At 39.1% G+C, this 20,601-nt stretch carries 19 protein-coding genes and 1 other annotated feature; of the genes, 13 read left to right on the top strand and 6 right to left on the bottom strand.

From position 1 onward, the window contains the following. Positions 1-71 precede the first annotated feature (71 nt). A complete protein-coding gene (locus tag IQI_RS11175) occupies positions 72-1,073 on the top strand; it encodes an LLM class flavin-dependent oxidoreductase (RefSeq protein WP_064092711.1) in 1,002 nt (333 codons plus the stop codon). A 45-nt stretch (positions 1,074-1,118) separates the two neighbouring features. On the opposite strand, the gene IQI_RS11170 is transcribed toward IQI_RS11175, so the two are convergent. Together IQI_RS11170 and IQI_RS11165 are read right to left on the bottom strand one after the other, a co-directional pair. Further along, positions 1,119-1,691: a tRNA (mnm(5)s(2)U34)-methyltransferase gene (locus IQI_RS11170; RefSeq protein WP_064092710.1), complete on the bottom strand. Its 573-nt coding sequence runs from the start codon at positions 1,689-1,691 to the stop codon at positions 1,119-1,121. After that, positions 1,688-2,641 carry a TIGR01212 family radical SAM protein gene (locus tag IQI_RS11165; protein WP_064092709.1) on the bottom strand — a complete coding sequence of 318 codons (954 nt, stop codon included), beginning with the start codon at positions 2,639-2,641 and terminating at the stop codon, positions 1,688-1,690. The genes IQI_RS11170 and IQI_RS11165 overlap by 4 nt, the downstream gene beginning before the upstream one ends. Positions 2,642-2,867: 226 nt before the next feature. Between IQI_RS11165 and IQI_RS11160 the strand changes: the two genes are divergently transcribed. From IQI_RS11160 to IQI_RS11150, 3 genes are all read left to right on the top strand, one after another. After that, positions 2,868-3,161, top strand: coding sequence for a YtzC family protein (locus tag IQI_RS11160; RefSeq protein ID WP_064092708.1), 294 nt, complete (start codon positions 2,868-2,870; stop codon positions 3,159-3,161). Next, positions 3,158-3,322 (top strand): hypothetical protein, encoded by a 165-nt coding sequence (locus IQI_RS11155; protein WP_064092707.1) that lies wholly within the window; start codon positions 3,158-3,160, stop codon positions 3,320-3,322. Before IQI_RS11160 ends, IQI_RS11155 begins: the two co-directional genes overlap by 4 nt. Positions 3,323-3,641: 319 nt before the next feature. Next, the gene (locus IQI_RS11150; RefSeq protein WP_064092706.1) at positions 3,642-4,841 is read left to right on the top strand and encodes an MDR family MFS transporter; all 1,200 of its coding nucleotides are present in this window, start codon (positions 3,642-3,644) and stop codon (positions 4,839-4,841) included. Positions 4,842-5,052: 211 nt separating this feature from the next. Here the strand turns inward: IQI_RS11150 and IQI_RS11145 are convergent, their stop codons facing one another. Next, positions 5,053-5,559: a cupin domain-containing protein gene (locus IQI_RS11145; protein ID WP_064092705.1), complete on the bottom strand. Its 507-nt coding sequence runs from the start codon at positions 5,557-5,559 to the stop codon at positions 5,053-5,055. Positions 5,560-5,751: 192 nt separating this feature from the next. Here IQI_RS11145 and IQI_RS11140 point away from each other — a divergent pair, with 192 nt between their 5' ends. The 6 genes from IQI_RS11140 to IQI_RS11115 all read left to right on the top strand — a co-directional run bounded on the left by IQI_RS11140 (position 5,752) and on the right by IQI_RS11115 (position 13,719). Continuing rightward, positions 5,752-7,077, top strand: a complete 1,326-nt coding sequence (locus IQI_RS11140; protein WP_231893414.1) for a sigma-54 interaction domain-containing protein — start codon at positions 5,752-5,754, stop codon at positions 7,075-7,077. A 307-nt stretch (positions 7,078-7,384) separates the two neighbouring features. Then, positions 7,385-8,707: a GntP family permease gene (locus tag IQI_RS11135; RefSeq protein WP_064092703.1), complete on the top strand. Its 1,323-nt coding sequence runs from the start codon at positions 7,385-7,387 to the stop codon at positions 8,705-8,707. Between the two features lie 15 nt (positions 8,708-8,722). After that, complete coding sequence (locus tag IQI_RS11130; protein WP_064092702.1) at positions 8,723-9,499, top strand: 3-hydroxybutyrate dehydrogenase; 777 nt, start codon at positions 8,723-8,725, stop codon at positions 9,497-9,499. Between the two features lie 624 nt (positions 9,500-10,123). Continuing rightward, positions 10,124-10,345 (top strand) — a binding site (T-box leader). Positions 10,346-10,402: 57 nt separating this feature from the next. Further along, positions 10,403-12,817, top strand: coding sequence for a leucine--tRNA ligase (gene leuS, locus IQI_RS11125; RefSeq protein WP_064092701.1), 2,415 nt, complete (start codon positions 10,403-10,405; stop codon positions 12,815-12,817). Positions 12,818-12,939: 122 nt separating this feature from the next. Then, positions 12,940-13,254 (top strand): rhodanese-like domain-containing protein, encoded by a 315-nt coding sequence (locus tag IQI_RS11120; RefSeq protein WP_064092700.1) that lies wholly within the window; start codon positions 12,940-12,942, stop codon positions 13,252-13,254. 282 nt (positions 13,255-13,536) lie between these two features. After that, positions 13,537-13,719, top strand: a complete 183-nt coding sequence (locus IQI_RS11115; RefSeq protein WP_064092699.1) for a sporulation protein Cse60 — start codon at positions 13,537-13,539, stop codon at positions 13,717-13,719. 83 nt (positions 13,720-13,802) lie between these two features. Here IQI_RS11115 and IQI_RS11110 read toward each other — a convergent pair whose 3' ends face one another. Then, positions 13,803-15,062 (bottom strand): BaiN/RdsA family NAD(P)/FAD-dependent oxidoreductase, encoded by a 1,260-nt coding sequence (locus IQI_RS11110; protein ID WP_064092698.1) that lies wholly within the window; start codon positions 15,060-15,062, stop codon positions 13,803-13,805. A gap of 348 nt (positions 15,063-15,410) precedes the next feature. Between IQI_RS11110 and IQI_RS11105 the strand changes: the two genes are divergently transcribed. Then, the gene (locus IQI_RS11105; RefSeq protein WP_064092697.1) at positions 15,411-17,030 is read left to right on the top strand and encodes a putative polysaccharide biosynthesis protein; all 1,620 of its coding nucleotides are present in this window, start codon (positions 15,411-15,413) and stop codon (positions 17,028-17,030) included. A gap of 296 nt (positions 17,031-17,326) precedes the next feature. Here IQI_RS11105 and IQI_RS11100 read toward each other — a convergent pair whose 3' ends face one another. Beyond that, positions 17,327-17,557: a hypothetical protein gene (locus tag IQI_RS11100; RefSeq protein WP_231893366.1), complete on the bottom strand. Its 231-nt coding sequence runs from the start codon at positions 17,555-17,557 to the stop codon at positions 17,327-17,329. A 155-nt stretch (positions 17,558-17,712) separates the two neighbouring features. Here IQI_RS11100 and IQI_RS11095 point away from each other — a divergent pair, with 155 nt between their 5' ends. Next, the gene (locus IQI_RS11095) at positions 17,713-18,432 is read left to right on the top strand and encodes a pseudouridine synthase (protein ID WP_064091090.1); all 720 of its coding nucleotides are present in this window, start codon (positions 17,713-17,715) and stop codon (positions 18,430-18,432) included. Between the two features lie 171 nt (positions 18,433-18,603). On the opposite strand, the gene IQI_RS11090 is transcribed toward IQI_RS11095, so the two are convergent. Next, positions 18,604-18,825, bottom strand: a complete 222-nt coding sequence (locus IQI_RS11090; protein ID WP_032087291.1) for a DeoR family transcriptional regulator — start codon at positions 18,823-18,825, stop codon at positions 18,604-18,606. A 355-nt stretch (positions 18,826-19,180) separates the two neighbouring features. Between IQI_RS11090 and pepV the strand changes: the two genes are divergently transcribed. Continuing rightward, positions 19,181-20,587, top strand: a complete 1,407-nt coding sequence (gene pepV / locus IQI_RS11085; protein WP_064091089.1) for a dipeptidase PepV — start codon at positions 19,181-19,183, stop codon at positions 20,585-20,587. Positions 20,588-20,601: the final 14 nt, after the last annotated feature.

Genomic DNA, 20,601 nt, shown 5'->3' with positions numbered 1-20,601 from the left:
GCATGTTATTGGACATTTTTTCAGTAGGAATTGATAATAATACTCACATCAGTTAAAGGAGATGTCCAATTTTGACTATCAAGTTAAGTGTTTTAGATCAGTCCCCCATTGCAGAAGGAATGAGCCCTCAAGAGGCTTTAAATAATACAGTAAAGCTTGCGCAGCATGTAGAGAAATTAGGTTTTACAAGGTTTTGGGTATCCGAACACCATGATTCAACAGGTTTAGCCGGATCATCACCAGAAGTGTTAATTGCTCATTTGGCGCAAAATACTTCTTCCATTCGAGTAGGCTCTGGAGGTGTCATGCTTCCTCATTATAGTCCTTATAAGGTTGCAGAAAATTTTCGTTTGCTTGAAGGGCTGAATCCGAATCGAATTGATTTAGGATTAGGAAGAGCTCCAGGTGGTATGCCGATGGCGACAATGGCTCTCCATGATGGGAAGCCACGTGACGTGAACCGTTATCCTGAGCAAATAGATGATTTACTTGGATATTTAACGGATGACTTACCAGATTCTCATCCCTACCAGGGGTTAACGGCTGCTCCTGTAATAGAGACGATGCCTGAAGTGTGGATTTTAGGTTCAAGCCCGTCTAGTGCAATGCTTGCAGCACAAAAAGGGTTACCTTACACATTTGCCCAGTTTATTAACGGAGAAGGTGGGCCTCAATATACTGAAGCGTATCGAAATCATTTTGTGCCTTCAGACTATTTACAGGCACCTCAAAATACGGTTGCTGTATTTACGGTATGTGCTGAAACCGATGAAGAAGCAGAGAGAATCGCGTCGAGTATAGACTTAGCTATTTTAATGATTGAGCAAGGCATGCGTTCAAACGGTACACCTAGCCCTGAAAAAGCAGCAGCCTATGACTACAGCCCATTCGAACGTATGAGAATTAGAGAAAATCGAAAACGTATGATCGTCGGTAACCCTAAAAAAGTAAAAGAAGAAATACTGAATCTTAGCGAACAATACCAAACAAACGAAATCATGCTCGTTAGCATAACCTACAACTTCCAAGACAAACTAAAATCCTTCGAACTAATCGCCAATGAACTACTTTAAAGCAGAGAGGGACGGACCTCCAAAATGGAGGTCCGTCCCTCTTCTTTATCTTTTTTCCAATGCAACAATAAATGGAGCATTGTTGAGTTGATTCATGAATTGGTAGCGGAGGACGTGTACGTAGTTTTGGTCTAGTTTTTCTACGTAGCGTAGGAGGTAGTCCCGTTCTACTGCTCCTTCAGGGTGTCCGTGATAGATGACAAGGACGAGAATTCCTTCTGGTGCCATTAATTCAAGGATTTGATTCATAGCAAGAATCGTTGTTTTCGGGCGAGTGACGATTTCCTTGTCTCCACCAGGTAAATAGCCAAGGTTAAAAATTGCTCCAGTCACTTTACCATGATGAACAGGTGGAATCACATTCATCACCGTTTCATGACCTTGATGAAAAAGGGTCACTCTATCAGACAAATCGTGTGTCAATAGTTGCTCTTTTGTATTTTCAATCGCTTCCTTTTGAATGTCAAAGCCGTATACACGACCATTTTCTCCAACTAACTGAGCTAAGAATAAGGAATCGTGTCCATTTCCCAGAGTGGCATCAATGGTTATATCTCCTGGTTTTACAGCCTTTTCTAAAAGTTGTCGAGCAAAAGGTAAAATTCTTTCTAATTTCATGTTTTCACATCCACTTTGTAATATTTTCCTTGCCAACTATCTCTACGTTTTAATTCATCATCAATGGCATTTAACACTCCCCATTTATTCACACTCCACATAGGTCCAATCATCAGGTCTATTGGGCCATCTCCAGTAATCCGATGAACAATCATTTCTGGTGGAAGAATTTCTAGTTGATCACAAACAAGACGAACGTACTCCTCGAAAGTCATAAAGTCTACAAGGCCTTTTTCATACTGTTTCACCATTGGAGTACCTTTTAACAGATGTAAAAGATGAATTTTAATTCCTTGTACATCTAGCTTTGCAACTTCTCGTGCTGTTTCCATCATCATCTCATCATCTTCTTGAGGTAAGCCGTTAATAATATGGGAACAAACTCTTATACCATGTTTCCTTAATTTATTTACTCCTTCAACGTAACATTGGTAGTTATGTGCGCGATTAATAGTTAAGGCCGTTTTTTCATGAACCGTTTGAAGGCCAAGTTCAACCCACAGATAGGTTCTTTCGTTTAATTCAGCTAAGTATTCTACTACATCATCAGGAAGGCAATCCGGTCGTGTTGCAATGGAGATTCCTACAACATCATCTTGCTTTAGTACGCTCTCATATTTCTCCCGCAATTCCTGTACGGGAGCATGGGTATTGGTGAATGCTTGGAAATACGCCATATATTTACCATCTTTCCATTTTTGATGCATTTGTCCTTTAATATCATGAAATTGCTTTTCGAGTGAATCGACCCGCTTACCTGCAAAATCTCCTGAACCGGCAGCACTACAAAAAGTGCATCCCCCATGGGCAACGGTCCCATCGCGATTTGGACAATCAAAACCGCCGTCTAATGCTACTTTGAACACTTTATGTCCAAAATAATTTCTTAAATGATAATTCCAGGTATGATATCGCTTATTATCTGAGGCATATGGAAATGGGTTTGTCATGATGACAAACACCTCCTAAATTTCTATTATTCGTGAAGTATGTATTGAGAGCGCAAAGTTTCGTCAAAAAGATTTTAACATGAACGGAAGGGCAAATGTATGAGGAAGCGAGAAATAGGCGAAGATTACCACTTTTGAAAGTTGAATTGAAGTTCAAACTAATGATGAAGAGGACGAAGGATAGGACCTTTATCTTCTTTAGATTATATGTCAGGAGGTAGTCGATATGGCAACAAGACAATCGGTTGAAGAATGCATTCAAAAATGCGAAGATGCCATTCGTTACGCTCAAGAACAGTTTAAATCGGGAACGCAGCAGGAGCACTACCATGATAATGAGTATACACAGGCCATGCAGCAACTTGAAGAATCGGTGAATGATGTAGCTCACTTAGCGAATAGTGCTAATTCCCAGCAACGAGAACAATTGCATAGAATGAGACTGCAGCTGCAAGCTCTTCAAAATGAGATGATTTTACTAGATCATGACCCAAATGTAGTAGGAGGAAAATTACATTGAAGAAGCGATCAAAGCAAAATAATCCCGAACAAAAGACACGATCTGATTTCCGTAATTTAGATACGGAATTTGGTTCTGAGAGCAATCCTGTTAAAAATGCTAAAAAGAAGTATGAAAAACAAGGGCAGCCTGTAAAATCAAATCATCATAATGATAAATAATTTTTCATAAACACAAGGTGCTATTCATCATAAGCACCTTGTGTTTTTTTATGAAAGGCTATTTGTTTAAAACACATGATCTGCTAAGGCTCTGTCAAAGAGTCTGTGCAAGATTGTGAGGGGAACTGCTCACTTGAAACTGGCATTCCGCCGATCCTACTCAGCTTCGCTTCCGAGTACTCGTTACGTTCGTATTTCCCCAATTCCCATGAACAACTTCTTTTAAAAAGCCCATAAAAATAATTCTTGCTCCATTCCAAAAAAAGGAGTAAAATCCTTTTGGGACTCGAAATAAATCAAAGAAATAGGGTGAAGAAAAATGCCCAAATCATTATGGTTGCTAGTCATAGGAATGATGGTTAATGTGACAGGAGCCTCTTTTTTATGGCCTCTAAACACGATCTTCCTTCATGAGTATCTGGGTAAGTCATTATCAGTTGCCGGGCTTGTTCTTATGCTGAATGCCGGGGCAAGTGTGATAGGGAATTTAATTGGAGGTACATTATTTGATAAATTAGGTGGTTACCGTTCGATTCTTTTGGGAATCATAATCACTTTAACAGCTGTTATCGGTATGAATATTTGTCATGATTGGCCTTTTTATGTGGTCTTTTTGACGATCATTGGGTTTGGTTCAGGGATTGTTTTTCCTTCAATGTATGCCATGGCAGGTTCCGTTTGGCCAGAAGGAGGGAGGAAGGCTTTTAATTCCGTTTATGTAGCTCAAAATATCGGAGTAGCGATCGGGGCAGCTTCAGGTGGATTGGTAGCGTCTTTTTCTTTCGATTATATATTTTTAGCTAATCTTATCATGTATATTGTTTTCTTTTTGATTGCACTAATCGGTTATCGAAATATTTCAGTTGATACCGTTATGCAGACTTCCGTACTAAATGAGTCAAAAGTAATTAAGAATAAATCGAAACTTACTGCTTTACTTCTAATATGTATTGCGTACTTATTATGCTGGGTTGGATATGTTCAATGGCAATCGACCATTGCTACTTATACTCAAGAAATTAATATTAGCCTGAAACAATATAGTCTATTATGGACGATTAATGGAGCACTTATTGTCTTGGCTCAGCCGATTCTTTCAAAAGCCATCAAACGGTTTGAAGACAATCTTAAATTACAAATCATGATTGGAACCATCATCTTTATGATATCCTTTGCTGTTGCCTCAGTGGCAGATGAATTTCAATGGTTCGCCATAGCTATGATTATTTTAACAATAGGTGAAATGTTGATTTGGCCGGCGGTTCCTACCATAGCTAACTCGTTAGCTCCAAAAGGAAGAGAAGGATTTTATCAGGGAATCGTTAATAGTACAGCAACAGGCGGAAGGATGATTGGACCGTTTATTGGGGGAGTAGTGGTAGATTTGTTCAGCATGCAGGCTCTATTTTTGATTCTTATTGGTTTCTTTCTGATATCTTTAGGGATAACAAGCCAGTACGATCGACCATTAAAAAAAAAGTCCAATATCTGTTTCTTTACAATAAATAAAACCCAATGAGACTCATTGGGTTTTTAAGCATATAAAAAGGGCTCCCGTTTCCTACGGAAGCCCACTTGCAAAAAAATTGAGGCGATAGATCAGCAAACGCCACATCGTTTGTTGCCATAAAGGCGTGATCCTCGACTTACACAATTCAGCTCATCGCTATAATAGAATAACATAATGAGATGACGAAGACAATCCTTTATTTTAATGAAGTGGTAAACCATTATTTCTGCAACCAATATTTTATCAATGGGCCACTTTGTCCGAATACAGGGTCGTTAGTTGGAAGAGGAACGTTTTTAATGTCAATTAGCACACTCGGCCGGTCTTTTAATAGCCCTTTTTTGAGGTTGCAATCCATACCATTAGGATAAGCTCCTGCTACTGTAAAATCTGGACTTGAATTAATTTTCCTATGACCTGTTCCTGCAGGAAGTAAGATAACATCTCCGCGGTGAATGGTAACTTTCTTGCCCATTTCTCCCCCTAGTTGAATGGTGGCTTCGCCATTCATAACTCCTAATACTTCATGTGCATTACTATGGAAATGGTGATAATCATAAATACCGTTCGTCCAACTATTCAACCATTGGTGTCTATTAAAGACTTCTTCTGCTTGATTAGGGTCCTCACTTAACGCATTCCGATAAATAAGAACAGGCAGGTCCGGGTTATTTGGTATAAGTCCATCATCTTCAAAAAAGAACATTTTTAGCTCTGCAACTTCCATTCCTTCCTCCTCCATTCCTTGTTATGAACATTCCCTCTAAGAGAGAAGTTTAAACTGAAAAAAGAGAGATAATTGAAATTATTGGGAATAGGATATTATTTCATTTTGAACTCTATGCTACTATATAAATAAATGTTTTCAGTGAGAGAAGGTGATTATTTGAGTAGCTTATTGAAAAAAGTATCAGTTGAAATGATAGAGATCATATTAGAAAATGCGTTTGAATGGCTTGTGGTAGTAGATGGAGAAGGTATTATTATCTATATGAATGACAGTTATTGTCGTTTTCTCGAAGTAGACAGGGAAATCGCCGTTGGATCTCATGTGACAAATGTAATTGAAAACACAAGAATGCATATTGTAGCTAATTCAGGTAAAGAAGAAGTGGCTGACCTTCAATATATAAAAGGAAATTATATGATTGCCAATCGGATTCCAATTGTTGTAAATGGAGAAGTGATTGGTGCTTTTGGTACCGTTATTTTTCGTGATACAAGTGAATGGATGCAAATGAGTTCCCATGTAAAGAACATGATGTCAAAAATCCAAAGCTACATTCAGGATATTAACACAGGTGTTAAGTACAATCTGAATGATATTATTGGTGAATCAGATGGTATGAATGAATTAAAAGATAAAGCGCAAATGATCGCTCCTAGTGATATTTCCATCTTGTTAAGGGGTGAGAGTGGAACGGGAAAAGAACTTTTCGCCCATAGTATTCATCAGCTAAGTGATCGGAGTTCTCAACCCTTCATTAAAGTGAATTGTGCAGCCATTCCAGAACATCTTTTAGAATCTGAACTATTTGGATATGAAGAAGGGGCATTTACAGGAGCCAAAAAAGGTGGAAAAAAAGGGAAATTCCAGCTTGCTCATAAGGGGACGCTATTTCTAGATGAAATTGGAGATATGCCTCTAAATATGCAGGCGAAGCTTCTTAGAGTGCTACAAGAAGGAGAAGTGGAATCTGTTGGTTCAAATCGGATTGACCATGTTGATGTGAGAATAATTGCTGCGACCAATCGCCCTCTTGAAAAAATGATGGAAGAAAAGCGATTCCGCAGTGATCTATATTACCGAATCAATGTGGTTCCTTTTCAAATACCTCCCTTAAGAGAAAGACGGGAAGACTTAGGGAAATTAGCTGCTTACTTTTTAGATAAAGCAACAAAAACCTCTGGTAAGAGAATTCAAGGATTCGGAAGTGAAGTGATGGATATTTTTCAGTCGTATAGCTGGCCGGGAAACCTGCGGGAATTAGAAAATGTCATCAATGCTTCAACCTACTTATCAAATGGGAATGAAATCACGCTCCAGTCTTTACCGGCGTATATGAAGATGGGGAACCTTTATAATGTGGGTTCAAAAACATTAAAAGAGATTCTGGAAGAGACAGAAAAATCCGTATTAGAGCAAAGTTTACAAACTCACCATGATAAACGGGATATGGCTAAAGCACTTGGGATGAGTAAATCAAGCATGTATGAGAAACTGAATAAGTATAATCTTTTATAAAAAGAAGGTTCCAATCAGTCCAGAAAATCGGAATGTTGTCCGTTTTTCTGGACTACTTATTTAATTGTTTAATTTATGTACATTTTATGAACTTTCAAAACAAGTTGTCCGGAATTCCGGACTAAGAAATGAATAAGTTCCTGTTGTTCCATAAGTCAGAAAGTTGGCACAATTATTGCATGTTTAATGATGAAAAGAGTTTGAATGAAAGGAGAGAAAAGACAGTTTGGTGTGCAATTAAATGAAAACGATTTCAATACATGTTTTTTAAAATGAAACTTCTTAAGAGAACAAAGGGGGAAATATTATGTTAAGTATGATTGGTCTTATCGGAGGACTTATTTTATTAATCTTTTTAACAATGAGAGGAATGAATATTTTAATCGTTGGTCCCATCTCAGCGTTGTTTGTAGCAGTTTTGAGTGGAATGCCGTTATTTCCACAACTGGCTGGAGAAGGAGAGGCTAACCTGGTTACAAATTATATGACGGGCTTTACTAGTTTTGTTGCTGCTTGGTATCTTATGTTCTTACTGGGAGCTGTCTTCGGAAAAGTAATGGAGGATAGCGGTGCAGCAGATAGTGTTTCACGTTTTGTTGTTGAAAAAATGGGGATGAAATACGCAGTACTCGCCATTGTGGCTGCCTGTGCAGTTTTAACGTATGGAGGGGTCAGTCTATTTGTCGTTGCTTTCTCAGTGTATCCTATGGCGGTTAGTTTATTTAAACAAGCTGACTTACCACGTCGATTTATCCCTGCTGCTCTAGCTTTTGGGTCAGTAACCTTTACTATGACATCAGCGGGATCTCCTGAAATACAAAACTGGATTCCTATTGAATATTTAGGAACAAATCCATATGCTGGTTGGGAAGTTAGTTTAATCGTCGCAGTATTTATGGCAGTCTTCGGTTACTGGTGGTTAAAGCGAATGATTACGAAGGCTGTGAAAAAAGGAGAACGATTCCAGGCAAGAGAAGAAGATCCTGTTATTGATGAAGGACGACCTTTACCAAATCCACTGACAGGTTTAATTCCACTTCTATTCGTTCTTGTTCTAGCTTTTATATTCCATGATTCATTTAAGCAATCGGCGTTAATCATTGCATTACTTGGTGGAGTCATTTCTGCCTATGTGTTAAATAGAAAGTATTTTAAAGGATTTTGGAATGCAGTTTCAGAAGGCACAGTTGGAGCATTAATTGCAATTGGAAATACCGCTGCTGTTGTAGGGTTTGGTGGAGTAGCTAAAGCTGTACCTGCTTTTAGTACAGCGGTTGATTTCATGACCAATATCCCAGGCTCACCATTAATAGGTGGCGCGATTGCCGTAAGTGTTATCGCCGGGATGACGGGTTCTGCATCAGGTGGTCAAGCGATTGCCTTACCAATTCTAGCACCTCACTATGTAGACGCGGGTGTAAACCCAGAAGCTCTTCACCGTGTAGTTGCCATCTCATCTGGAGCTCTGGACTCCTTACCGCATAATGGATATGTCGTAACCACTATTCGTTCCATCTGTAATGAAACTCATGGAGAAGCATATGGAGCTGTTGGTGCCTTAACCGTAATTGTTCCACTCATCGGCTTAACATTAGCAATTATTTTATTCAGCTTAGGTGTAGGGATCTAGGAAAGGAGTTTCAAGATGGTTGAAAACAAAGTAGTAATTGTAACGGGGGCAGCTCAAGGAATTGGATTTGAAATTGGGAAGGAATTTGCTGCAAGCGGTGCAAAAGTTGTATTAACAGATTTGCAGGCAGAGGCTGTTCAAGAGGCTTCATTGACACTTAGAAAACAAGGATATGAAGCAATTGGAATTCCGTGTGATGTAACGAAAGAAACAGCATTAAAGGAAGCCATTACACAGACTGTGAAAGAATATGGAAGACTTGATGTGTTAATCAATAATGCTGGACTTCAGCATGTTTCTCACATCGAAGAGTTCCCAACAGAGAAATTCGAGCTCCTCATTAAAGTCATGTTAACAGCTCCATTTATGGCCATTAAACATGCTCTACCGATTATGAAGGAGCAAGGCTTTGGAAGAATTATTAATATGGCTTCGATTAACGGACTGGTAGGATTTTCAGGGAAAGCAGCCTATAACTCAGCAAAGCATGGTGTTATTGGGTTAACCAAAGTAGCTGCACTTGAAACGGCTGAACACGGAATTACCGTTAATGCAGTGTGTCCAGGATATGTGGATACCCCACTTGTTCGAAATCAGCTGGCTGATTTAGCCAAAACACGTAATGTGCCTTTTGAGAAAGTAATCGAAGAAGTCATTTTTCCCCTAGTTCCTCAAAAACGTTTACTTGAGGTGAAGGAAATAGCCGATTATACAATGTTCTTGTGCAGTGATGCTGCGAAAGGCATCACAGGTCAAGCTGTGGTTCTAGACGGAGGGTACACGATTCAATAATATTTTTGTAAAAAGGAAATGACCGGTTTAACAGTCGTTTCCTTTTTTCTCTTGATACGTTTAAACCAACGTATTTTATGGCTTCCTTCATAAATAGTTAGCTACTTCCATAATATAGATCTGATTTGGTTTTGTTTTCTTCAAAAACAGTTAACCAAAATTAACCTAAGGAGTTAGTTAAACCCCTTTTTTATAAAAGTCTCTTTTCGTAAACTTTGTTGCTTTAAAAAGAGTGTAGTGGTTGATTTCCGCTCCAATCAATTTTCTAAGAATTCCTTACACGTATAGAGAACAATTTTTCTTTCCTATGTTCTTTGTCAAAATAAAGCTCTGTCACGAAAACTCTTTTAGATGGTGGAAACTGCCTAGACTCCTGCGAAAGTACTGACGTGCCGAAACCCCGGAAGCGGAGTAGTCCCCCCACAATCCAGCACTTGCGAAAAGACCTCATAATAACAATATATCTGCTTTGGTTTTGAGCTAAAAGGAAATATCTCTTGATAAATGAGCCAATTGCTCAACAAGTAAGCTGAAAAAGTAACAAATTCACCAATAAATCAACAATAGGCTTGCGCTTCTGAATATTTTTCACTAAAATAGTGAATACATATAATGTTTATATAGAAGTAAACGTTGATCAGGAGTAGTAATGTATGGTTTCTGTTTTAGAGAGTTGACGGGTGGTGGAAGTCAACCAGAAGCATCATGAACTCGCCTGCTGAGTTGCAAGTGTGAACCCTAGTAAGACTTGCCGTTTTCCGCGTTAAGGATGAATGAAGCTGAGTGCGCGTACACTAATGTGGGTGGTACCGCGGGAGAATGTTCATACAAACTCTCGTCCCAAATATTTTATTTGGGATGAGAGTTTTTTTATTTTATTTACATTTAAAGGAGGATCTCAATATGAGTTTTGATCATAAAAGTGTTGAGACAAAATGGCAACAGTATTGGGAAGAAAACAAAACATTTAAAGCAACTGAAGACAAAGGGAAATCAAATTTTTACGCTTTAGACATGTTTCCGTATCCATCAGGTGCAGGTTTGCACGTAGGTCACCCGGAAGGTTTCACAGCGACGGATATTCTTTCCCGCATGAAGCGTATGCAAGGGTATAATGTTTTGCACCCAATGGGATGGGATGCATTCGGATTACCTGCTGAGCAATATGCTCTAGATACTGGGAATGATCCGGCAGAATTCACGAAAAAAAATATTGATACGTTCCGTCGTCAAATTAAATCACTCGGTTTTTCTTATGATTGGGACCGTGAAGTCAATACGACAGATCCGGGTTACTATAAATGGACGCAATGGATCTTCACGAAGCTTTATGAAAAAGGATTGGCTTATGTGGATGAGGTTGCCGTGAACTGGTGTCCGGCCCTTGGAACGGTCCTTGCCAATGAAGAAGTCATTGACGGTAAGAGCGAGCGTGGCGGTCATCCCGTCGAGCGCCGTCCGATGAAGCAGTGGATGCTGAAGATCACAGCCTATGCCGACCGCTTGGTAGAAGACCTTGAAGACGTTGACTGGCCGGAAAGCATCAAAGACATGCAGCGAAACTGGATCGGTCGCTCTGAAGGAGCAGAAGTAAATTTTGCCATCGATGGTCATGATAAATCATTCGATGTCTTCACGACCCGTCCTGATACGATCTTTGGTGCAACTTATGCTGTTCTTGCCCCTGAGCATCCGTTTGTCGCGAAAATCACAACGGACGAACAAAGTTCGAAAGTGATTGAGTACATCGACAAAATCAAGTCGAAAAGCGATCTTGAACGTACAGATCTTGCGAAAGAGAAAACGGGTGTATTCACAGGTGCTTATGCTATCAATCCAGCTAATGGAAATAAAATGCCGATTTGGATTGCAGATTACGTTTTAATGAGCTACGGTTCCGGAGCTATCATGGCTGTTCCTGCCCATGACGAAAGAGATTATGAGTTTGCGAAAGAATTCGATCTTCCAATCTTGGAGGTCGTCTCTGGAGGAGATGTTGAGAAGGAAGCCTATACAGGTGACGGAGATCATGTGAATTCAGGTTTCCTTGACGGGCTTGGGAAGGAAGAAGCGATTGCCAAAGCGATTTCATGGTTGGAAGAGAAAAACATCGGAACGAAGAAAGTAACGTATCGTCTTCGTGACTGGTTATTCAGCCGTCAACGTTATTGGGGAGAGCCGATTCCAGTTATCCATTGGGAAGACGGTACGACAACGACTGTTCCTGAAAGTGAACTACCACTTGTTCTTCCGAAGACGACTGAAATCAAACCGTCCGGAACAGGTGAATCTCCACTTGCGAACATTAGTGAATGGGTGAACGTAGAAGACCCTGAAACAGGTAAAAAAGGCCGTCGTGAAACAAACACAATGCCACAATGGGCAGGAAGCTGCTGGTACTACATTCGTTATATCGATCCACATAACGAAGAAGCCCTGGCTGATGCGAAGAAAATGGAAAATTGGTTGCCGGTCGATACGTATATCGGAGGAGCAGAGCATGCGGTCCTTCATTTGCTATATGCTCGTTTCTGGCATAAGTTCCTTTATGATATCGGTGTAGTTCCTACGAAAGAGCCGTTCCAAAAGCTATTCAACCAAGGAATGATCTTAGGGGAAAATAATGAAAAAATGAGTAAATCAAAGGGGAATGTTGTCAATCCTGACGAGGTTGTTGAATCTCACGGGGCAGATACCCTTCGTTTATATGAAATGTTCATGGGTCCACTGGAAGCTTCCATTGCCTGGAGTACAAACGGCTTAGATGGAGCGCGTCGTTTCCTTGACCGTGTATGGCGCCTGCTTGTTGAGGAGGATGGTACACTTTCCTCTAAAGTGACAGATGCACCGAACAGCGACCTGGACAAAACGTATAACCAAACCGTTAAAAAAGTGACTGAAGACTATGAGGGTCTTCGCTTTAATACAGGTATTTCTCAGCTAATGGTATTTATCAATGATGCTTACAAAGCTGACACGCTTCCAAAGGAATACGTGGAAGGTTTTATTAAGCTTCTGGCTCCGATTGCTCCACATATGACAGAAGAGCTATGGAGTAAGCTTGGTCACGAAAATACACTTTCTTATGAAGCGTGGCCAACATTAGATGAATCGAAGCTTGTAGACAACGAAGTCGAAATCGTTCTTCAAGTGAACGGAAAAGTGAAAGCGAAAGTGATGATTCCTCGTGATATGAACAAAGAGGATCTTGAAAAAACAGCCATGGAAAACGATGAAATCAAAAGCCAAATTGAAGGCAAAACTATCCGCAAAGTCATCGCCGTACCTGGCAAACTAGTCAACATCGTAGCAAACTAAGAAAAGTAAGAGGGACGGACCTTCAAATTTGAAGGTCCGTCCCTCTTTGAGGTTTAATTTTTTTGCTTATGGGATTTCCTTTGATATAATCAATCTGATGAAATAGTGAAAGGATGATAAAGATGGATTCGTTCAAAACAATTACAACAGATGAATTAGAGTCTAAGTTAAAAAATGGTGAAGATTTATTATTAGTAGATGTACGCGAAGATGAAGAGGTTGAAGGTGGAATGATTCCAGGAGCAAAACATATTAAAATGGGAGATATTCCCGAATCATTAGATCAATTTGATAAAAATAAAGAATATATTTTTATTTGCCGCTCTGGAAACCGTAGCGGAAATGTTGCCCACTACATGCACGAACAAGGCTACAAGGTTGTGAACATGGAAGGCGGCATGTTAAATTGGTCTGGAGATACTGCTCCAAAGAAATAATGTCATTTATAGACTCATTCCATTCTGATGGAATGAGTCTTTCCTTTTGTGCCAGAAAACGTATTTCTTTATATCAGCTAATTCGGTTGAATTATCAACTGAATTATTAAATTTATTAGGGAAATAAAAATTATATCAGCGGATCAATTGTTATTCGACATAGAACGACACTCTTCCCAAATACATCTTCACCTTCTGTTATATGATATTGTCAAAATAAATAGTTTGAAAATTAAGTAATCTGACAATAATAGTAATACTTTAAAAGCAGGAGTGAGACGGATGATTCAAGTGAGGGTATTTGATTATGAGCATGAAAAAGACTTAGAGAAAGATATGAATCATTTCTTGAGTAAGGTGGATGAGAAGAAAATTGTAGATATTAAATATCATGTAGCTGCCATGTCGGAAGAATTAGAAGAACAGATTTACTGTTTTTCAGCTATGGTCATCTACCGTAAATAAAAAGGTTGATCTCAAACTGCCGAGGCAGAAAAGATCAACCTTTTTATTTAGGTGTTTTTTTTAAAAAACGACAAGCCTGCTTTTTACACTTGAGCCGCATTAAAACCAGCAAGTCTTCCAGTTACTAATGCGGAGGTTATATTGTATCCACCAGTGTATCCATGAATATCTAAAACTTCCCCGCAGAAAAAAAGTCCGTTCATCTTTTTCGAAGCCATTGTTTTAGGTTCGATTTCTTTAACGGATACTCCCCCACCTGTAACAAACGCTTTGTCTATGGATAATGTACCATTCACTTGAAAGGAGAACTGTTTTAATAGATTTGAGAATTGACGGATTTTCTCACTGGAAATGTGGTCGCCTTTTTCATCAGGATCAATGTCAGCATTCTCCAGTAAAAATAATAAATATCGTTCAGGGACTAAACCTTTAAAGATATTTTTAGCTGCTTTTTTTCCATCTTCCTTGACCTGTTTATGAAAAGTTTGAAAAAGCTGCTCCTCATTTTCTTCTGGAAGAGCGTCGATTTGCATGGTTACATGAGTCAAGTTCCATTTCTTCATTGCCTTAACCACGTATTGACTACAACGAAGAACAGCAGGTCCTGAAATACCAAGATGGGTAAATATCATATCCATTCTGTGTGTAATGATTTTCTTTCCCTTTGGATTGAGAACGCTTAAATCAACGGCTCTTAAAGATAAGCCCTGAAGCTCCTTTTGCTTAATAAAAGGCTCATCAGAAGTTAATGGCACTTCCGTAGGGAACAATTCCGTAATCGTATGCCCGGCCTTTCTCGCCCAAGGATACCCGTCTCCAGTGGATCCAGTATGAGGGACGGACCTTCCTCCAACGGCAATCACAACAGCCTTTGCAGGAATCATCTCTCCATTTTTTAAGGAGATGCCAACTGTATTCCCATCTTCATATAATACTTCCTCAACGGCTGTATTCGTTCGAGTTTCTACTTTTAATTCCTTCATTCGATTTAGAAGAGCTTCCACGACATCTAAAGCACGGTTCGAAACGGGAAACATTCTTCCATGGTCTTCTTCTTTTAATTGAATTCCTAAATTTTCGAAAAAAGAAATGATGTCTTCATTGTTAAACTCTGAAAAGGCACTGTATAGAAAACGCCCATTTCCAGGAATGTGCTTTATGATTTCGTCTATTGGAAGTCGATTGGTTACATTACAACGGCCTCCACCTGAGATTGCGAGCTTGCGTCCCAGTTTTGTTCCTTTATCAACTAGAAGAACCTTCGAGCCGTTTTCTCCAGCGGCAATGCTGGCCATCAAGCCAGAAGGACCTCCTCCAATCACGATTACATCGTACTTTGACATTTCTTCACCAACTTTTATTTTGCTTCATTCTGATTGGATTTTTATGATGTCTACATAGTTGAAGGTCCGTCCCTATAATCTAGGGAGTTCGTCTATCATCTATATTTTAACTAGATTTTTTATAAAGTAATCCAAAAAGAGTTTCACCTTATTTTAAATGGGATAAGATTTAAATACAACAACTCGAAAAAAATTGTCAATCGATACATACAGTAGTAAACTACTGATAGTGTGTAAATGGAAGAGTGAAACAATAATAAGTTATACATTCATTCACATATAGTAAAGGTTACTAGGTATGAAGATTATTTCTTCTGTAAAAGTTACCTATATATAGAGAGGGATACTATGTCATCTAAATTAATAAGAGGGACGTTTATTTTAACGTTAGGGACCTTTATTTCAAAGTTTTTAGGTCTTTTTTATGTTATACCGTTTGATGATTTATTAAAGGGACATGAAGAGGGAGCGTCCCTTTATCAGTATGGGTATGTACCATATACCATTTTCTTAACAGTAGCTACGGCGGGAGTTCCCCTCGCTGTATCAAAATTCGTTTCAAAATATAACGCCATTGAAGAGTATGCCGTAGGGAGAAGGTTATTTAAATCCGGTTTACTGCTAATGACGATTACAGGAATTGTTACCTTTTTAATCATGTATGCATTTGCTCCACTTTTCGCTGGAATTGTGATTAAAAGTGATGAACAGGTGATATCAGTAGCTCAAGTAACCACAGTTATTCGTGCCGTCAGTTTTGCGTTAATCATTATTCCTTTCATGAGCTTAATTCGTGGTTTTTTCCAAGGTCATCAATCAATGGGACCTACAGCAGTTTCACAGGTTATCGAACAAATCGTTCGGATTGCCTTTTTACTTGGGGGAATTTATGTTGTCTTGGATTTAATGGATGGTACAGTGACAACAGCCATTGCTGTGGCAACATTTGCTGCTTTTGTTGGAGGACTGGCGAGTTTAGCAGCGCTGATTTGGTATTGGTATAAACGAAAGCCTCATCTCGATGAATTATTGGAAGAAGATCGAGGAGAAGCAAACGTATCATTACGCTCTATGTACAAAGAGATTATCGCCTACTCCGTACCGTTCATCTTTGTGGGATTGGCTAATCCTTTGTTTCAATTAGTTGATACCATTACGTTTAATACAGCCATGGACGCAATCGGGAAGGCAAAAACATCTGACTATGCTTTTGCCGTTTTAAATTTTTACACTCATAAGCTTGTGATTATTCCTGTATCATTGGCCACAGCGTTTTCCATGACCCTGATTCCTTTGATTACAACTTCTTATACAAGTGGTGATCGTAAAACACTTCGCAGGAATATAGATCAAACGTTCCAAATCCTTATGTTCTTAACTGTACCTGCTGCTATAGGTATTGCATTGCTGGCAGAACCAACGTATACCTTGTTTTATCATAGTGATGCTTTAGGAACATCTGTGTTAAGAGCCTATGCACCAGTTGCCATTTTATTTTCCTTATATGCTGTGACAGCAGCGATACTTCAAGGGATTGATGAGCAAAAGTTTACGATTTTCAGTCTTCTCGTGGGATTACTGATTAAGCTGGTGCTAAACATTCCGTTAATTAGATTGTTTGAGACACAAGGAGCGGTCATGGCCACAACGATTGGTTATGCTGTTGCGATAGCGATTAACTTATATGTCATAAAGAAATATGCGCGCTATAAATTTTCACTTATTATGAGAAGAACCATGTTCATATTTGGTCTTAATGCCATTATGGCAGTAGTTGTGCTGATTTTATATGGTATTTTAGCTCAATACTTAAATCCTGAGTCCGGGTTCCAATCCATCATACTTGTAGCTATTTGTGGTGGGGTTGGTGCACTAGTTTATTTTTACTTAAGTCTGAAAAGCAAGTTAGCAGACAAGTTATTTGGAGAAAGAGTGACAAAAATACGTAACCGCTTGAGAATAGGGTAAAAGCAAATAGGGGATGACATCTTGTCAGTCCCCTATTTTTTTCTCAGTATTGTGTAACTTAATGGGAGAAGGCTCGAGGTCATAAGTCAAACCCACCAAAAAGGCACAGAACGCCTTTCTGGCGGGTATGCCTTATGCTTGTCGCCTCTGAACGAGCCACCTTCGCTTTTCTGATTGTCTAGCTCCGGTGGCTAGAGGCTCGAGGTCATAAGTCAAACCCACCAAAAAGGCACAGAACGCCTTTCTGGCGGGTATGCCTTATGCTTGTCGCCTCTGAACGAGCCACCTTCGCTTTTCTAGTTATTATAATACCCAAGCTGTCTTTCGAGTCTTTCTACTTTTCTTTCAAGGCGATCTACTTTACGGTTTAGTCGTCGGTATTGTCTTTCTAAGCGATCGATGCGGTCATCATAGCTTCCGCCGCCTCCATAACCACCACCAGGGTAACCTGGATACTGACCTTGGCCACCTGGAAGAGGAATGGGGATTAATATTCCGCCTGATCCTTGTTGTCTAAATGGATACATCGTTTACACCTCATTCGTCATGTAAATTTTCTTACCTGTAATAGCCTATGATAAGAATGGGATAATGAATGGGCTAAAGCCTGCATAAGTGATGAACAAGATGAAGAGGAAAAAAATACAACAAATAAATGTTATAAATAGGAGTGTTACTACAGATGAGAGTTGATAAACTACTTGCAAATATGGGCTATGGCAGCCGTAAAGAAGTGAAGAAATTATTAAAAGATGGCGGTCTTCAAGTGAATGGAGAGGTTATTAAGGATGGAAAGAATCATGTTCATCCTGAAAAAGATACGGTAATGTTGAACGGAGAGCGCGTTGAGTATAGAGAATATATTTATTTACTTATGAACAAGCCTCCGGGAGTCATTTCTGCAACAGAAGATCAGCAGGATGAGACGGTTATTGATTTACTCCAGCTTGAGGATCAAATATTTAGTCCTTTCCCAGTAGGAAGACTGGATAAGGATACGGAAGGGTTCCTATTAATTACAAATGATGGACAGCTTTCACATCAACTTCTATCTCCAAAACGTCATGTACCTAAAACGTATTTTGCGGTGATTGAAGGCGAAGTAACACAAGAGGATGTAGAAGCCTTTAAAAGGGGTGTTACATTAGATGATGGATACCATACGAAACCAGGAGAATTGACCATATTAAAAGCTGGCTTAACCTCTGATATCGAATTGAAAATAACAGAAGGTAAGTTTCATCAGGTGAAAAGGATGTTTGAGAGCGTGGGAAAACGTGTCGTTTATTTAAAACGTTTGTCCATGGGACCACTACAACTTGACGAAGATCTGGAGCTTGGTGAATATCGCGAGTTAACTGAGGAAGAAGTAACGTTACTTAAAGAGTATCGTCCATCTTAAATGCAGGAAAAGAGACTGTCCGTTACTGTGAAGTGAGTACTCGGCAGTCTCTTTTTTTAAATTTTCTCTCATATGTTTAACAATAAGATTGGTCTTAAAGAAAGCAGAAGGCAAAATGTACTGCTTCTGACTTCCTTACGCCATACAGGTCGGGACTTAGCCCCGTTAATTTTAAGAAGACATCTTTACTTTCTTCTCAGTTGTTGTCCATTGGCCGCGACTTGGGCTTTGAACCAAGTCGTTATACGCTAACACGTTGAGGTCTCTTTGTATGGTTCTAGGAGTAATGCCAAATTCGTCAACGAGATCTTGAGTTGTTACAGTACCTTTCTTATTAATGTACATGTATACAGCTTTTATTCTAGTTAGCATACGATTGGTTGAAGGCTTCAAAGAACCACTCCTTGATTATTTTTCCAAAGGCAAAGACTACATTTGTCGTTTTGCACCGAAACGTGCTACCTATGTACTATGCGCTTTAGACAACCCCTTTTCTAAATAAAGTGTACTCATAAGATGTCAGACAATTATATTGTACCCCTAAAGATACAAAATTTCTAGGGAAATGTCCAAATTTACAAACAATTTACGTTTCCTACTTCTAGCCTATGTACAAAAGCAACAAAAGATGAACTATTCTGAAAATTAACCTGCTAAATCGTCCCTATATGTTTGGATTTCATAATAAAACAGTATAAAATGAATGAGGGAATAATTTTAAAAATACATATAGAACGGGTGTATAAGGATGACAATCAATTGGACGAGTGAAGTCGACAAAAGAAAAGACGATTTATTAAGTGATTTACAGCAATTTTTGCAAATAAAAAGTGTCCTGGATGAAGAAAATGGAACGGAAGAGGCGCCATTAGGGAAAGGGATAAAAGAAGCACTTGACTATTTATTAAATCTAGGTGAAAAAGATGGTTTCATACCTAAAAATGTTGATCATCTAGCAGGGCATCTGGAAGTAGGAGAAGGAAGTGACCTACTTGGAGTTCTATGTCATGTCGATGTAGTTCCAGAGGGGGATGGCTGGAGTGTAGATCCTTTTGGAGGACAAATAAAAGACGGTAAGATTTTTGCTAGAGGAGCGATTGATGATAAAGGTCCTACCATTGCAGCTTACTATGCTATGAAAATTGTAAAAGAGCTTGGTGTTCCTTTCAACAAACGGGTACGAATGATTATCGGAACCGATGAAGAGAGTGATTGGAGATGTGTGGAGCAATATTTCAAAAAGGAAGAAATGCCAACGATGGGGTTTGCTCCAGATGCAGATTTTCCAATCATTTATGCTGAAAAAGGAATTGCAGATTTTGATTTAGTGCAAAAGTCAGTTGATAAAAAGAATGATTCAGGATTTGAGGTAGTATCATTTGAATCTGGACGTCGTTATAATATGGTTCCTGATTATGCCAAAGCAATCGTACTTATTGATGAAGACCACACAAAATGGGTTCAAAATTTTGAAATCTTCATGAAAGAAGAAGATATTAAAGGGAGCTATTATATTGAAAATGGTGAGCTGGTTTTTCAAATTGAAGGTGTCTCTGCTCACGGTATGGAACCGAAGAATGGAAGAAATGCAGGTTTATATTTAGGAGCTTTCTTATCAGAGCTTCCCTTGAACTCTCAGGCGAAAGAATTCTTTGAATTTACTACAAAACACTTTTTCAAGGAATCACGTGGAGTTGAATTAGGAGTCAGTTACCATGATGATATTACAGGCGATTTGACCATTAACGTAGGGAAGCTACGTTTTTCAAATGAGGACGGTGGTCGTATAGGATTGAATATGCGATATCCTGTTACGTTTGAAATGGAAAAAGGAATGAAAATCTTCGAGAGCATTGAAACCTTTGAGATTGAAAATTTGACTGATAGTAAACCCCATCATGTTTCGTCTGATGATCCTTTAGTGCGTACGTTGCAGAAGGTATATGAAGAACAAACAGGGGAAAAAGCAGAACTTCTCAGTATTGGTGGAGGTACGTATGCTAGAAGTTTAGAAGCAGGAGTTGCCTTTGGTCCTTTATTTCCTGGTAGAGAAGATATCGCTCATCAGAAGGATGAATATATGTATATTGAGGATTTGCTTAAAGCAACGGCTATCTATGCCCAAGCAATCTATGAATTAGCGTGTAAATCGTAAAGAGAAGAAAAAGG

This window comes from Rossellomorea aquimaris TF-12 (genome assembly GCF_001648555.1).
Lineage (GTDB): Bacteria > Bacillota > Bacilli > Bacillales > Bacillaceae_B > Rossellomorea > Rossellomorea aquimaris.
This window is presented reverse-complemented; position numbering and strand designations above follow the sequence as displayed.